Genomic DNA, 15,628 nt, shown 5'->3' on the forward strand with positions numbered 1-15,628 from the left:
CATTCTCATTTTGTAGCTTTTTGTGCCAATTCATAAAATGTCACGTTCCGGCACTATTGACTGACAAAGGCTTCAGAATATCTCGCATTTAACTTCATAATTTCTGCCACATTCTGGTTACGGTGGGTGTTAAAAAACGAAAAGAGACATTTCAGCCCATGGAGGGTGAAGTACGATATACGTACCAGCAATAGTCAGCAAGCCTTACCCGGCATAATACCGGGTAAGCAGGGGGACAGAGAAATGAGTGAGTACTGCCTGAGGTATCAAAAACCAGACAGCACAATTTTGCCTTTTGCCCGGCCACTTTCCAGCATGGCATGCGCCCGGCGCAAGTTTGCCGCATTAATCGCTCCGTAGTGTTCGCCCACCGTTGTTTTCAGTGTTCCGGCATCAATAAGATGGCTGACATGGTCGAGGATTTCATGCTGGCGAATACGGTCTGGTGTGGCAAACATGGAACGTGTGAACATCAGTTCCCAGTGCAAAGAAATTGCTTTCTTTTTTAATGGCATAACATCAAGAATGGCCGGGTCATCAATCACCCCGAAACGCCCCTGTGGCGCCAGCACATCCACGATATCAGCAAAATGCTGTTCTGTGTGGGTAAGGCTTGCGACATAGCGCACAGACTCAATCCCGGCTTCCTGTAAGCCTTCACGCAGTGGTCGGCTGTGGTCAATAACATGGTGTGCGCCAAAACTTTTTACCCACTCCGCTGTTTCCGGGCGGGAAGCCGTGCCAATCACCGTCAGGTTGGTCAATTTTCTTGCCAGTTGGGTCAGCATGGTGCCCACGCCACCGGCGGCACCAATGATCAACAACGCGGCCTGTTCATCTTTCGCGGCATTCAGCCGGTCAAACAACAGTTCCCATGCAGTAAGTGAAGTTAAAGGTAATGCCGCGGCATCCGCCACACTCAGCGACGCCGGTTTGTGCCCGGCAATAAATTCATCCACCAGCCCATATTCGGCATAAGCCCCCGGGCGGGTAATGTCACCTGCGTAATACACTTCATCACCCGGTTTAAACAGTGTAACGGCCTCACCTACTGCATCCACTACACCAACTGCATCCCAGCCGAGAATACACGGCTCATCCACAGCAGCACTTTGGCGGACTTTCATATCTACCGGGTTGACTGCAATCGCCTGGATTTTTACCCGTAGATCATGGGGGCCTGGCACTGGCATGGGGAGTTCCGTTTCATATAACGCCTGTTCATCGGTAATCGGTAAACCGTGCTGGCTATAAACAATCGCTTTCACAACCTGCCTCCTGTTAGTGGCAAAGGGCAATTAATAACTTAATTAAAGTTGGTTAACGCAGTCTACGCCTGGCAGATAACCAGAAAAATTAGCTAAAATGAGCAACACTTACACTCCAGGAGTGTAAATCGAATCCGCTGTGAGACTCTGCCTATGATTCGCCTTGAAGATGTTCATTTGTTTATTCGCTCAGCGCTGCTTGGGAGTTTTTCCGCCGCCGCTCGCGAAGCCAGCCTGCTGCCAGCCCAGGTCAGCGCGGCTATTCGCCGCCTGGAAAGGGATTTGGATACTCGCCTGTTTGCCCGCTCCACCCGCAGCCTGCGCCTGACCGCTGAAGGTGAAAAATACTTGCCCTTTGCGCGGGAGATGCTCAGCGCAATGCAGGCTGGTGCTGAAAGCCTGCGTACCAGCGAGCAGGATTTCCAGGGAGAATTAAAAATAGCGATGCCCTCCGATGTAGGGCGCAATGTGTTACTTCCGGTTATTACTGATTTTTGCCGGAGCCACCCGCGTATCAGCCTGCGCTTATTTTTATCCGACCACGTCAGCGATATCTTCCGCGACCCAGTGGATATCGCCATTCGCTATGGCGTACTGCGCAACCGCGACTATGTTGCTCTGCCGATAGCCCCGGGAAATCGCCGGGTGCTCGTTGCGTCACCTGCATACCTCAATGAACACGGCAGGCCTGAATCACTGGAAGATCTCCTCAACCATCCATGCCTGGCATTTACGCTCAACAACACGTTTGTGGATAAGTGGTCATTTCCGGTAAACGGAGCAATGCAAGAGCTGCCAGTGGCAGCCAGATTGCTTTGTGATGATGCCGATGTAGCCCGGCGCTGGGCAATTGAAGGGATGGGTATCGTGTACAAATCATGGCTGGATGTTTGCCGCGATGTTGAGAACAACAGGCTCGAAGTTGTTCTGCCGGAGCAGGCAGGAGAAGCCGCGCCATTAAACTTGATTTGCCCGCATCGTAAACAGTTCTCACCGGCAATCCGCACTCTGCACAGTAACCTGAAACAGCACCTGGCAGTAATGACCGGGGCATTGGCTCATTACACCCGGTTAGGTGAACAACACTGACAACCTGCAATAAAACACAGAGTTAAATGTGCCTGTGGGATTAAACCCCGCGACACAACTACCAATAATCCAGCCCCGATTTTGTACTGATAACTGTTTGACTCAGCAACATGCTTACATGATAATCGGAACAATTATCATTAACATAAGCAAATAATAACTCATCTCAAAAAGGTTGTCATCATGGCTCTGCAAAACACATCTTTTAAACGGCATTTCTCTCATCTGGCGCTGGCTGTCATGCTCAGCGGTATGGCATTTTCTACCCTGGCGGCAAGCTCTGTTTTGCGCAAACCTGTTGGTTTTGGGGAATACGAAATTGTTTATAACCCGAATAACAACGCAGTGTATGCTGCGACGACCAAACAACGTAGTGAACCCGGTGGTGCTGTTTATCAGTTAAATGCCAGTACACTGGATACAACCCATGTTATTGATACACCGAATAAAGCTTTTGGTGCCACGCTAAACAGCAAAACCAATATGCTTTATTTCGGCGATACCTTTACCAGTTCATTAATGGCTGTTGATGCCGCTACGGGTAAAGTTGCCGGTACTCTGGCTCTGGTACCCGAGGCCGCAGCTAAAGATAAAAAACCCGGTGCAGAAAAAAAACGCCCACCTGCACCACGTGAGCTGGCAGTCAATGAAGCAACCAACACCATTTACGTTGGTGGTATTGGCCGGGCCGACAGTGTGATTTGGGTAGTGGATGGCAAAAACCTCACACTGAAACACACCATTACTCACCTGGGTAAACTGAATACCGGACTGGCGCTGGACAGCCAGACTAACCGCCTGTACACCACCAACGCAGATGGCGAGTTGATTATTATCGACACCACCAACAACAAAGTTCTGGAACGCCATAAAATTGTTGATGATGGCAAAGACCATATGCTGCTGAATATCAGCCTGGATACCCAGGGCCAGCGCGCCTTTATTTCTGATGGCAAAGAGCCAGGTTTATTTGTGGTGGATCTGAAAACCAATAAAGTGGTTAACCATATCGCCACGCCAACATCCGTTGCTGTGCTGTTTAACGCGAAGCGTGACGAAATTTATGCCACACACCGCACAGACGGTTCAGTCAGCATCATCGATGGCAAAACCCTGGCAGTGACCAAAACCATTAAGTTACCGGTTCACCCAAACAGCCTGGCGGTTTCACCAGACGGTAATACTCTGTATGTCACCGTTAAGCAGGAAGCAACCCGCACCAAACCGGCAACTGCACCGGATGATATCGTGCGCATCGCGCTGAATTAATTGATACAGGCAATGCCCTGCCCGGGCATTGTCTGCATTTCATATTCCCGAATTTGAATGTTGCGCCCAGAGGCACCGGAAAGATACCCGCTGGTTCAGGACTGCCTGGTCTGGCAAATATGAAGGGAAAACGGCTCACACAGTGACGTATAATCCGTGCAAATTAACGGTGTGAATAAAGGCTACCCCAGAACAGCAGTACTCAAACGGCAGGTACAACAACGCCGCCCTTGTTCATCAAACACCACAATTTCCCAGCTTTGGCTTTGCCGACCAAGGTGCAGTACCGTACAGCGGCCACGAACCTTGCCCTGAGACACCGGGCGGTGGTGAGTGGCATTTAATTCCGTACCCACCGCGCATTGCCCTTCTCGTGTGGTCAGGAAACAGGCCATTGACCCCAGCGTTTCCGCCAGTGCTGCAGATGCCCCACCGTGCAATAAACCAAAAGGTTGAAATGTCCGGCTGTCTACCGGCATTTCAGCTTCAAGGTAATCTTCGCCTAATTCGGTATACACAATTCCAAGCTGCGCCACCAGAGTATCTGCGCTGGTGGCATTCAGTGCCTCAAGAGACAGTTGGCGCCTCCACATAGCCTATGCCCCAAGTGTTGAGCCGCCGTCCACCACAATATCCTGCAATGTGATGTGGCTGGCGAGTTCAGAGGCCAGAAACAGAACCGTATTGGCGACTTCCTGAGGCTGGGCGATTTTCCCCAAAGGGATGCCCAGTTTGAATTGCTCAGCAAATCCCCGAATACGCTGTTGTTCAGCATCATCGCTTACCCATAATGTGCGCTGCATGTCGGTATCCGTTGAACCGGGTGAGACCAGGTTACAGCGCACACCAAATGGGGCTAACTCCAGCCCCACCGTTTGAGCCAGGCTTTTCAGAGCTGCTTTAGAAGCACCATAGGCACTCATACCAATACGCGGTGTATGCGCCGCATCTGAAGCAACGGTCACAATCGCCCCGCCTTTCTGGTGGCGAAACTGTGCCATCGTGTGGCGAAACAGGTTGAACGCGCCGCCCACGTTCACCGCAAAAGTGCGATGCCACGCTTCAGGGGTAAGCTCATCGGTTGTGCCCATTGTCAGAATTCCAGCAGCATTCACCAGCACATCAAGCCTCTGGATTGATGCCAGTTGCCCCTGGCAAATCTCACAGACCTGCTGGTCATCCGCTATATCCATTTTCACCGTTGAAAAGGCATAGTTATCCAGCGGGAAAGCGAGGTCGAACCCGGTGACATTCGCACCTGCGGCGGCAAAAGCCTGCGCCGTAGCATAGCCAATCCCTTTGCCCGCGCCGGTCACCCATACGGTTTTGCCCTGAAACCCCAGATTCATACCCGAACCTCACGGGATAACAGCGCCCACCAGGCATCGATAGTGGGGTTTTTCGCCAGCATCACGAAGTCGATATCATGGTGAACCTTACGCCAACGCGCAGCCAGCGCCATCATGCGCACAGAATCCAGGCCGAAATCCACCAGGTTTTCATCATCCATGGGTTCATCTTCTTCATCAATCAATGGGCGGATAATCTCCCGCAGGTGCCCTTTACTGGCAGGTAATGGCACCAAATCCTGAGTCATTACCACCTGCCCGGCACAGCCAGCCACATAATTGAGCGCCATCAGGTGTTTTTCACGGCTGAAATCCGCCAGCGCATCAGACACCATAAACGGCTGAATATCACGCATAAAGGCATCGGTGGCGGTTGTCATGCAACCGATATGGGCATACACGCCAGTGATGATTAACTGGTCGCGTCCACTTTCTTTGAGTTGCTGTTCCAATGGGGAACGGTGAAACGCGCTGTATCGCCACTTCACTAATACGGTGTCATCTTCATCTGGCGCAAGTGCAGCCACCACCGCCTGTTGTTCCGGCGATTTGGTCAGCCCCGGCCCCCACATATCATTCAGTAAGGCCCGGTCTTCAGCAGGCTGGTCTTTTGGCTGCGCGGTGTAATAAACCGGAATCCCCTGCTGCTTACAGTACTCGCGAAGCGCAGCAATGTTATTCACCACCAGGTTGATCATAGGGTTATTTTCCCCCCAGAACCCCACGAAATACTCCTGCATATCGTGAATCAGCAATGCTGCACGGGCAGGGTCAACTTCCCAATTCACTTTGCTAACCGGTAACTCGCTGGCTTCAGGCAATGCGTAAGCCGTTAATTTTGGAATTGCCATTTCATTACTCCTCAGGTTGCATCGCGTTCAGCCATCCAGCGGCGAAGCGCCTTTTTATCCACTTTGCCAACTGCTGTCAGCGGCAGGGCATCCACACACACCACCCGGTCAGGTAATTTATAATCCGCCACACCCAGGCCACGCAGAAAACGCCGAATATCTACTGCCCGTAGCGGTGCTGAGGTAACCAGATAAGCGCAGCTCTTCTCGCCCATTAAAGGGTCGTCAATGCTGACCAGCCCGGCATGCACCACTGATTCATGGCGCTGTAGCAGGTTTTCAATTTCTTCTGCCGCAATTTTTTCACCACCTCGGTTTATCTGGTCTTTCTCACGCCCCTGCACGGTGATATAGCCCGCTTCATCAATGGCAATCAGGTCGCCAGAGCAGTAAAAACCGTCCTGGTCGAAAGCACTGGCATTGTGCTCCGGGCTGTTGAAATACCCACGGAAGGTATAGGGGCCTCGGGTCATCAGCCGCCCCACCTGGCCTCGCGCTAACGGGTTACCGTTTTCATCTGCCACCCAGACTTCGTCATCAGGGCACATAGGTTTGCCCTGAGTGTTGATAATGCGTTCTGGCGTGTCATCCAGCTGGGTGTAGTTCACCAAGCCTTCAGCCATGCCAAATACCTGCTGTAACTGGCAGCCCATTTCTGCCGGAATACGTGCAGCAAGGGCGGGAGACAAACGAGCACCACCAACCTGCAATAACTGCAGTGAAGCCAACTGCTGGTTATTGCCACATTCCGCAATCGCCTGCAGCCACAAGCTGACTGCGGGTGGAACCAGGGCCGTGACATTGATTTGGTGTTGTTCAATTAACGGGAAACACAGAGTAGCATCCGGGTCTGAAGCCAGTACCACACATCCACCAGCAATGAAGACACCCAAAGTTCCCGGTGAACTCATGGAATAGTTATGGGCTGCTGGCAGCGCACACAGGTAACGGGTTTGTGCGCTGAACCCACACACTTCATTACTACGGCGAATGCTGTAGTAATAATCGTTGTGCGTGCGGGGAATAAGTTTCGGCGTTCCGGTACTGCCGCCGGATAACTGGAAAAACGCCACCTGGTCTGCCGGTCCGGGGGCCAGTTCAGTACCACCAGCCGGTTGTTCTATCGCGTCAGCCAGGCTTTGCGGGCCCTGAGCCCCCAACAGTAAAACGGTTCGAATAGAAGCGTGCCGGCTCACAAAATGATCCACGGCTTCGGCATTCTGGTACAGGCTGTGTTGCTGGTCGGCAATCAACAATGTTGGCGAAATTTGTACTGCGTACGCATCCACTTCATTACGCTGATGGCTGAACAACGCATTAACCGGTACCACGCCAATTTTCAGTAACGCGAAGAAGGTGATAAAAAATTCAGCGTTATTGCCCAGATGCACCAGCGCGGTGTCACCCGGTTTGACTCCACGGGCTAACAGGCTGGCAGCCAGGTTGCTGGCGAGCTGGTCGAGTTGCTCGTAACTGAACGACCGTGTGCCATCAACCAATGCAACAGACGGGTTTTCACGCTGGTTTTCAATAATGTCTGTCAGGGGCCGGTCCAGCCAGTACCCCTTTTCCCGGTAACGCCGGGCAAATTCATCCGGCCAGGGTGTAAAAGGAATTGCCATCAGTATGTCCTTGTTAATTAATGCAGCCCGAAAACATTCAGCATGGTGGAGAGCTTAACGCCAGTTTCCTGCCATTCCTTTTCAGGCGACGAAGCAGGCACAATTCCGGCGCCAGCAAACAAGCGTACCTGGTTACCGTTCAGCGCAGCACAGCGAATAGTTACCGCCCACTCACCGTTGCCCTGTTCGTCACACCAGCCAACAATGCCGCCGAACAGTTCACGGTCAAATGGTTCCAGTTCGCGTATCAGTGTTGTGGCGATTTCATGAGGGAAACCGCTTAATGCCGGTGTTGGGTGCAGGCGGCTTGCCAGTGACAAAACGTTGTCACCAGGTTTGGCTATGCCTTTGATGGGAGAGGCCAGGTGCCACAAAGTAGGCGTAGAAATCAGCTGTGGCGTGGCAGGAATTTCCAGTTGCTGGCAGTGCGGCGCAAGTACGCTTTTCATTGCCTGCACCACCAGTGCATGTTCATACTGGTCTTTTTGTGAAGCCAGCAGTTGCTGCCCGGCAACCTTATCCAACCCGGCATCACTGTGGCGGTGCGCTGAACCGGCAAGGGGTAAGGAAGCAAATTCTTCACCGTCTTTACGAACCAGTAATTCTGGGCTGGCACCCAGCAAAACACGCCCGTCAGCCAGCGGTACATGGAAATTAAAACTGCCTGGGTTTTGTGCAATAAGTTGCTGGAGTAGCACAGTGCTATCCAGTGGTGATTGCGCAGTAATATCTATCAGCCGGGATAAGACAATTTTGTCCACCTGTGGCGTATCGGTTAATGCAGCCGCACGGGCGACCATCTGCTCAAACGTCTCTTTTTCCGGGATGGCGTTACGATGCACCACAGCCAGGGGATTCTTTCCAGGCTCATTCATCTGCTGTAACCAGTCTTCACGCGAGAATGCCGACCAGGTTTCAGGAATAAATAACGCACAAGGTTTGCGGGTATCAAAAGGTATTGCCCCTACGACAACAGGCCGGGTCACCCCAGCATTACGCGCCTGACTAAACGCGCCGGATAATGCCTGTTGAAACGGGCTGTCAACCGCCTCTCCACCAGCCAAAGGCAGGGTAATTCGGGAAAAACATCCCTGCGTCACCAGGCTGCGAAATGGCGACATAAAAAAGAAGCTATCGGATCTCAGTGTTGCAGTCATAGACTGAATCCCCACCCTCAAAAACATCAGAGTCACTCATCCTCAATAGTTCTGACTGCTGTCATTTTGCGTTGTGTCAGAACTATCTTTGGGCTTTAGTAGAAATGATAAACACTTTAATAACAATTATCATTTACATATTCTGGTTTGCTACCCTAAAAGCAATGACCAGGGATGTCAACCACACAAACCGCATGAACCGTGGGCTGGCGCAATTTCACACCGTGGCGTTTCTTGCAAAATCAGCCCATTAATCACCGGGAGACATCTGCTGACGTCATTCCGGGTTACCTGCGGCAACCCGCTTTCAGACTTTCCTTACACAGTATTTATGCCTGGCCAGGCGTACCCGATGCAGAAGATACCGTTTCCTGGCGAAAACGGCGCAACTGCCCAAGGGACAACAACAGTATTACCCCAATAATGCACAACACCACTCCACTGACACTTGCCGAGTGTGCTGGCGAAACAACGGCGCCCAACCCACCCAGTACAGCAGCACCAATGGCATCACCAGTGACGTTTTGCGCGGTCCATAAGCCGTTTATCCGGCCCAGCATGTGCTCCGGTGTTTGTGTTTGTAGCAGCGTGTACTGGAGTAGCGCACTGATAGCGCTGAGCCAGCCAAACCCTACCAGGCACACTATGCCGGGCAACCAGGCGGGCATTACGCCAAACAATGCAATGGCAAGAAATGCACCCAAAGTGGTCAGAAGCATCAATAACCCCGGCCGTGGGTGATGAGCCAGGTTACCACTGGTTAATGCCCCCACCGCGGCACCGAGTGGAATAGCCGCATACAACAAACCGATATGCGAAGCTGACATTTGCCAGCCTTCCGCCAGAGAGGGGTACAACACCCTCACGGCACTCGCCATTGTCACCAACCCACCTAGCAATGCGATGCCGCCAATCAGCGGGTTTTTCACCAGGTAATGTCCGGCACCAAGCAGGGATTTAAGCGGGTTTTCCCGCTGCTGAGGCGGAGGCGGTAAACGGGGCAGAAACAGCAAAGGCACCAGGGTGATAAATGTACCCAGCGCCGCCAGGCCATAGTTCCACTCCACACCGCCACTCGCCAGTAACAATCCACCCAGCATTGGCGAAATAACAGACCCAAGGCGAACCGTCAGCATGGTTATCGCCCCGGCCTGCATCAGGTTTTCACGGCCCACCAGAGCCGGTGTTGCTGCCAGTAAAGCCGTGACGCCCAGCGAAGCAAAGAAACCATCCCAGATCCCCAGCAGATAAATCGCCACCAACGATGGCGCTGGCAATAACGCATTAATGCACAACCCAATGAACCCAACACCACAGGTGGCTCGCGCAAAAAGAATCAGCTGTTTACGCTCGTAGCGGTCAGCCAGCACGCCGCCCGTCATCAGGCCAATAAACATCGCCCCACCGGTCAGTGTCACTGCCAGGCCAACCATCCAGGTTGACTGGGTTAATGTTTGAATTTGTACCGGCACCGCCACCCCTAACAACCCAAGGGAAAGGATTGAAATAAACCGGGCAAGAAACACGGCGCGAAAAGCCGGGTGTGTTTTCAGCAAGCTGAGGTTGAGCCACCGTGACGGCTGCTTATTCATGAGGGCTCCCCCAACAATTGACTGATTTGCGGGCCAATGGTGGCAAAGGCATCCGGCGCAATAATCTCGGCATGAGCACACGGCTGGTGATATACCGACAATGTCCCTGTCCAGGGTGTCCAGGCACTGTGCGGCTCAAGCCCACTGGCGAGTGTCTGGTCCGCCACAAACAGCGTGGCATGCCCGTTAAAACGCTGGCTTTGCGCCGTTGCCAGTAAGCGAACGGCATCGGCATAGTTAGTTTCGATAGCGCTGAACAATTCATCGCCCGCATTTTGCCCCTGCTGTGCCGCGATAAAGGCTTCACGTTCATGGGCGATTTTCTCGAGCACTTCCGGGTCGAGTTGCTGGTGGTCCTTGCCTGACCAGTTTTGTGTCTCTGGTGGCCAGGTGTCGAGCAACCCAAGGAAAGCCACGGTTTCTCCCCGTGCTTCCAGCCGGGAGGCCAGCGCATGAGCAAGGGTTCCCCCTAATGAATAACCGAGCAGGTAATAAGGCCCATGAGGTTGGTGCGCAGTTAGCACTGTAAGATGGTGCTCACACAGTTCTTCAAGGGTTGCCGCCGACTGCATTGGCCCTTCCGGGCCTGCTGCCTGAACACCGACCACAGACCAGCATGGCGCCAGGTAGCGGGATAGCACGCTGAACTGCCAGGCAAAACCAGAAGCCGGATGGAAGCAAAACAGCGCAGGCCCGTTGCCTTCCCTCAATGTCAGTAACGGCTCAAAACCGGCGGGCTGAGATGAGGCTGAGTTGCCCTGCCCAAGCGCTTCGCTGAGTTTTTCAACAGTGGAGGCTGCCATGATTTGCCCGGGACGTACCGTTTGCCCAAGCTCGCGGCTCAGTATGGCTGCAAGGCGCATCGCCAGCAGGGAATGCCCACCAAGGGCAAAGAAATCGGCGCTGACATCATTGATTTCACACCCCAGCAATTGTGCAAACGCCCCCGCGACCAGGCTTTCAGTACCCGGCAAAGGTGCGCGCCCATGAGATGGCTGGTGCAGTTGTGGGAGCGGCAGTGCTTTACGGTCCAGCTTGCCGTTAGCACTCAATGGCAAGGCATCAAGCGTAATCAGGACAACGGGCACCAGGTGCGGTGGCAGTTGTTGGCGTACCCGTTCCAGTAACAGGGCTTCATCTGGCACGCAGCCCTCTTCCGCCACCAGGTAACCCACTAACTGGCGGGCATCGCCACCCACATCTGCGGCATGGTTGAAAACACAGGCATGGGAAACAGCCTGGGCAACACCAGGTAAGCCCTGTAATACCGCGTCTATTTCACCCAGCTCAATACGCTGGCCACGGATTTTCAACTGGAAGTCACTGCGCCCCAGGTATTCGACTGCGCCATTGTCCAGCCAGCGAGCCACATCCCCCGTGCGGTACATTCGCTCACCAGGTTCAAATGGGTCGGCAATAAACCGGCTGGCAGTTAAATCAGGGCGATGCATATACCCCTGCGCCAGTTGTATCCCTGTCAGATAAAGGTCTCCGGCCACACCAACGGGAACGGGCTGCATCATGTCATCCAGTATTCGTAACCCGGTATTCCAGACCGGAAAACCGATTGGCACACTCGGTGTTGTCACTGCCGCCAGCGTTTCGCCATAAGCCGGGTACCAGGAGACATCTACTGCAGCTTCTGTTGGCCCGTACAAGTTATGGAGCGCCACACCAGTCAGCTGTTCCCACTCACGGCATAGCCCCGTGGGAAGCGCCTCTCCACTGCAAAAGACCTGGCGTAATGACTCACAATCCTGGCAACTCTCTTTGGTAGAAAGCGTGGCAACAAACGCCGCCAGCATGGAAGGCACAAAGTGGGTGGTTGTCACCCCATAATGGCGGAAAAACTGCAGCATCATTTCCGGGTCACGGTGAGCATCAGGCTCAGCCATCACCAGTTTTGCCCCGGCGATAAACGGCCAGAAGAACTCCCACACCGAGACATCAAAACTGCAGGGTGTTTTCTGTGCAACAACATCATTCGCCGTCAGGACATAGTGGTCCTGCATCCAGAGCAGGCGGTTAACAATTGCCGTTTGCCCCACCATAACGCCCTTCGGCCTGCCGGTAGACCCGGAGGTAAAGATAATGTAGGCCGTATGTTCCGGGCGAGAGAGTGCCAAAGGCTTGGTTCCCTGCGCAGGCAAAAGTGTGTCATAGCAAAGAGATACTGGCACGCCGCTATGCTGGAAACGTTCTTGTTGTTGTCTGGTGGTAATCAGTACCGCGGGCCGGGCATCTTCCAGCATCATATGCAGGCGTTCGTCCGGGTAGCCGGTATCCAGCGGGAGCCAGGCTGCCCCAACTTCCACAATGGCATGCAAGGCCAGTGTCAGGAAGACGGAACGTGGCAAAGCGACAGCAACACAATCCCCCGGGCGAACCCCCTGTTGGCGTAACAGATGCGCCAGAGCAACCACCTGCTCACGCATTTCCCGGTAACTCAGGCTGGTACGGGCATCAACCAGCGCAGTCGCATTTGGCGTTTTGTTCGCCTGGCGCACCAGCAGTTCGCTTAATGTGGTGAGTGGGATGGGTGCCTCAGTCTGGTTAATGCAGGCCAGTTGAGTCTGTTCTTCTTCGAGCAGCATCTGGCTGTCACCACAGCGCAAATCCGGGTTGGCAGCAAACTGACTGAGCAACAATGGCAGGCGTTGCATATGACGGGAGAGGCTTTCTGCCTGGTAGCGGCGGGCATTAGCCAGTAATTCAATGCCGAACGCACCACCCGCTTCACCAGGTAACAGCACCAGTTCCAGATCATTGACCGGGCCGGTTGCCAGGATATGTGTTTTGCCGCGCAGGCCGTCCATATCAACCTGGTAATCAAAGACTTTTACGTTAAACACCGGGCCATACAGCGGTTCATGGCTCACTACACGCCCGGTATCCCGCAGGATCTGTTCGGTGTCGTAGCGCTGGTGGCGGCGCATTTGCTTTAATTTACCCGCCAGTGATTGCGCCAGTTCAGCCAAGGTTTGGTTAGGGTCAATCGTGACCGCCAGTGGCAGCACATTGAGTACCGGCCCGGTCGAACTCAACGCGGCCGATCCCATACGCCGCATAAAAATAAACCCGGCGGTATAATCACGCCGCCCGGATAAACGCCCCAGCCACAATGCCACCAAAGCCAGAACCATATCTTCCCGGCGACACCCCGGTACAGCTCGCATCAGTTGGTTAAATACCTCTGCATCAGCTTGCTGAACCAGTTTTAAAATCCCGGCACCAGACGCGTTCCCCTGTAATGGGACCTCAGACAATGAAACAGCAGGAGGAAGTTGCTGTGCTTCATGGCCCCAAAATGCGTTATCCCGGACACGGGCCTCACTTCGCTGGTAATGCTGGTACTCTTCCACAACATCAGCAAAGGGGGTAAAGGGCGAAGCAGGAAGAGATTCACCACGCAACAATGCGCGGTAAATCGCGGTAATGTGCTGAGTTATGGCCACAAAGCTGAAACCATCCACCAGCAAATGGTGATAGCGCTGATACCAGTACCAGCGGTTGTCGCCCACGCGATAAATATGGTGGCAAACTAGCGGGCTACCGCTATCTACGCGCAGATCCTGGTTTAAATCTTGCTGCATTAACGCCAACGCCGCGTTGTGGGGCTCAGAGTTATGGCGTAAATCAGTCAGGCTCGGGGCTGGGAAAACCAGTGAATCATCCACAGACTGCCAGACTTCGCCTTCAGACTCATGGAAGCGCAGGTGCAGGGTATCTACCTGTGCCAGCCCATTCTCAATGGCCCTGGATAGCAATGCAGCATCCAGTTCCCCTTCTAACTCGACATAATGTGCAACACTCCATTCGCTTTTCTGTGAAGAGAGCTTTTCCGCCATCCAGATGCCGGGTTGTGCCGCCACTAAAGGTAAATTCATGCATTCACCCCTTCACAACTCACCTGATTATGAGGATGAAGGGACTGCCATTGTGCTCGCAGCCAGGTGTCGCAGTCTGCCTGTGTCTGCGCATTACAGGCAACGTGCCAACCCTGTGGCAGCACACATTGCTGCGGCCACAAACAGTATTGTTGTTGTGCGTTACACAAAATCAAAAACAGCCCTTGCGGGTTATCGAAGGGGTTGCTGAATTCCATACCAAGCTCCTGTCATGAAAAACACGGTTTACTGACCAAAAGCGATGACCAGAGGGTTTTTAATCCACGGGTTAGCCCACCGCGCCAGCAAAGCGCATCATGTCCGCCATCAAATTGACGCCACAAAACTTCGTGCTGTGTGTGTTGTAGTTGTGTATACATAGCCTGGTTAGCCCGAAAGATAAGGGGCTCACGCAAACCTGCTTCAAGGATTATGCGAGGGTGGCCCACAGGGATCTGTCCGCTTTTAATCTGGCGAATAAGTTCGCCATCCATATTTTCCCCCCGGTTGGGCCACCAGTAAGAACCAGAGAGACTAAGCGCGCAGCCAAAATGATCAGGCCAGTGTAGTGCGGCATAGAGAGATGCCAGGCCACCAAAACTTTGTCCGGCAACCACGGTATTTTGTGGGCCAGGATGGAAGGGTTCGAGTTGCGCAATATGAGGTAATAATTCGTTTTTCACTGCCAACCAGAAATCCTGATTGCAGGGTAATTCACGGCTGCGATGAGCGGTGTCTATCGCATCGATCAGCACATAGACCGCAGCAGGCAGTTGCCCGGCCAGAGTCAGTGATTGCAGTACAGGCCAGACAGGCATGCTCTGCGCCCAAAACTCGCCATCCAGCAATATTGCAAGTGGCCGTTCGGCAGGATCAGATGCCTCACCAGTGGTGTACACCCAAACCCGGCGGGTATTGTGCAAATGTTCGCTGTGCCAGTTAATACACAGTGGCTCGGTATAAGCCACTTGCGTGTTCTTCCAACCCGGCTGTTCCGGGGCATTCGGGAGTTCCAGGCCAGAAACAGGATGGCCGCGGCCACCACGCCAAAATAACGGGTTTAACGGGTCGGCAATCGCCTGGGGCAATAACCGCCGCCAGCCTTCACGCAGCGCCATTTTATCGCTCATATCCCCTTGCATTACGGCTTCACTAAAGTCGTTGTCGCTTATTGAAGGGATAAAGCAATAGCTGCCACGCCAGCTTGAACTCAATGAGGTAGACCATGTCCAGGCATCTGTTCCCGGAATACGTTGCAGGGATTGTGGGACTGCACGCTGATGGTGATCAGTGACACCCGTAATGTAGAGCCATACCCGGCGGACAGGCGAAGTGGACTCATCTCCCTGGGGATCGCGCCACCAAAATGTTACCCGGCACTTATCCGTACCTTCAGACACCCACTCCGGGCTTTGTTTGTATTGCCACCACGCGTGGCTGCCAGGTGCCAGTTCCATTGCACAATAACCTCATCGATAAAATGGTTTTTCTAACTGTAACAGAAATCGCACATTATAGTATTGATAATAATTTTCATTTTCAAT

General features: G+C 53.3%; 12 protein-coding genes. 2 read left to right on the plus strand and 10 right to left on the minus strand.

The window, feature by feature from the left end:
- Window positions 1–266 precede the first annotated feature (266 nt).
- Entirely contained in the window at window positions 267–1,268 is a 1,002-nt protein-coding gene (locus LC084_RS12140) for a zinc-binding alcohol dehydrogenase family protein (protein ID WP_226571477.1), read from the minus strand.
- Between the two features lie 153 nt (window positions 1,269–1,421).
- Between LC084_RS12140 and LC084_RS12145 the strand changes: the two genes are divergently transcribed.
- Window positions 1,422–2,357, plus strand: coding sequence for a LysR family transcriptional regulator (locus LC084_RS12145; protein WP_226571478.1), 936 nt, complete (start codon window positions 1,422–1,424; stop codon window positions 2,355–2,357).
- Between the two features lie 183 nt (window positions 2,358–2,540).
- Window positions 2,541–3,626 (plus strand): 7-bladed beta-propeller protein YncE, encoded by a 1,086-nt coding sequence (yncE, locus tag LC084_RS12150; RefSeq protein WP_226571479.1) that lies wholly within the window; start codon window positions 2,541–2,543, stop codon window positions 3,624–3,626.
- A gap of 182 nt (window positions 3,627–3,808) precedes the next feature.
- Here the strand turns inward: yncE and entH are convergent, their stop codons facing one another.
- From entH to fes, 9 genes are all read right to left on the minus strand, one after another.
- A complete protein-coding gene (gene entH, locus LC084_RS12155) occupies window positions 3,809–4,219 on the minus strand; it encodes a proofreading thioesterase EntH (RefSeq protein ID WP_226571480.1) in 411 nt (136 codons plus the stop codon).
- A gap of 3 nt (window positions 4,220–4,222) precedes the next feature.
- A complete protein-coding gene (dhbA, locus tag LC084_RS12160) occupies window positions 4,223–4,975 on the minus strand; it encodes a 2,3-dihydro-2,3-dihydroxybenzoate dehydrogenase (RefSeq protein WP_226571481.1) in 753 nt (250 codons plus the stop codon).
- Entirely contained in the window at window positions 4,972–5,826 is an 855-nt protein-coding gene (locus tag LC084_RS12165) for an isochorismatase family protein (RefSeq protein ID WP_226571482.1), read from the minus strand. Before LC084_RS12165 ends, dhbA begins: the two co-directional genes overlap by 4 nt.
- Before the next feature lie 11 nt (window positions 5,827–5,837).
- The gene (locus tag LC084_RS12170; RefSeq protein ID WP_226571483.1) at window positions 5,838–7,448 is read right to left on the minus strand and encodes a (2,3-dihydroxybenzoyl)adenylate synthase; all 1,611 of its coding nucleotides are present in this window, start codon (window positions 7,446–7,448) and stop codon (window positions 5,838–5,840) included.
- 17 nt (window positions 7,449–7,465) lie between these two features.
- On the minus strand, window positions 7,466–8,632 hold the full coding sequence (entC, locus tag LC084_RS12175; protein WP_226571790.1) for an isochorismate synthase EntC: 1,167 nt from the start codon (window positions 8,630–8,632) through the stop codon (window positions 7,466–7,468).
- Window positions 8,633–8,934: 302 nt separating this feature from the next.
- Window positions 8,935–10,197 carry an enterobactin transporter EntS gene (gene entS, locus LC084_RS12180; protein WP_226571484.1) on the minus strand — a complete coding sequence of 421 codons (1,263 nt, stop codon included), beginning with the start codon at window positions 10,195–10,197 and terminating at the stop codon, window positions 8,935–8,937.
- A complete protein-coding gene (locus tag LC084_RS12185; RefSeq protein ID WP_226571485.1) occupies window positions 10,194–14,084 on the minus strand; it encodes an enterobactin synthase subunit F in 3,891 nt (1,296 codons plus the stop codon). Before LC084_RS12185 ends, entS begins: the two co-directional genes overlap by 4 nt.
- On the minus strand, window positions 14,081–14,302 hold the full coding sequence (locus LC084_RS12190) for an MbtH family protein (protein ID WP_226571486.1): 222 nt from the start codon (window positions 14,300–14,302) through the stop codon (window positions 14,081–14,083). The genes LC084_RS12185 and LC084_RS12190 overlap by 4 nt, the downstream gene beginning before the upstream one ends.
- A gap of 12 nt (window positions 14,303–14,314) precedes the next feature.
- Complete coding sequence (fes, locus tag LC084_RS12195) at window positions 14,315–15,541, minus strand: enterochelin esterase (RefSeq protein ID WP_226571487.1); 1,227 nt, start codon at window positions 15,539–15,541, stop codon at window positions 14,315–14,317.
- Between the last annotated feature and the right edge of the window lie 87 nt (window positions 15,542–15,628).

Source organism: Mangrovibacter yixingensis, assembly GCF_020523985.1.
GTDB classification, from domain to species: Bacteria; Pseudomonadota; Gammaproteobacteria; order Enterobacterales; family Enterobacteriaceae; genus Mangrovibacter; species Mangrovibacter yixingensis.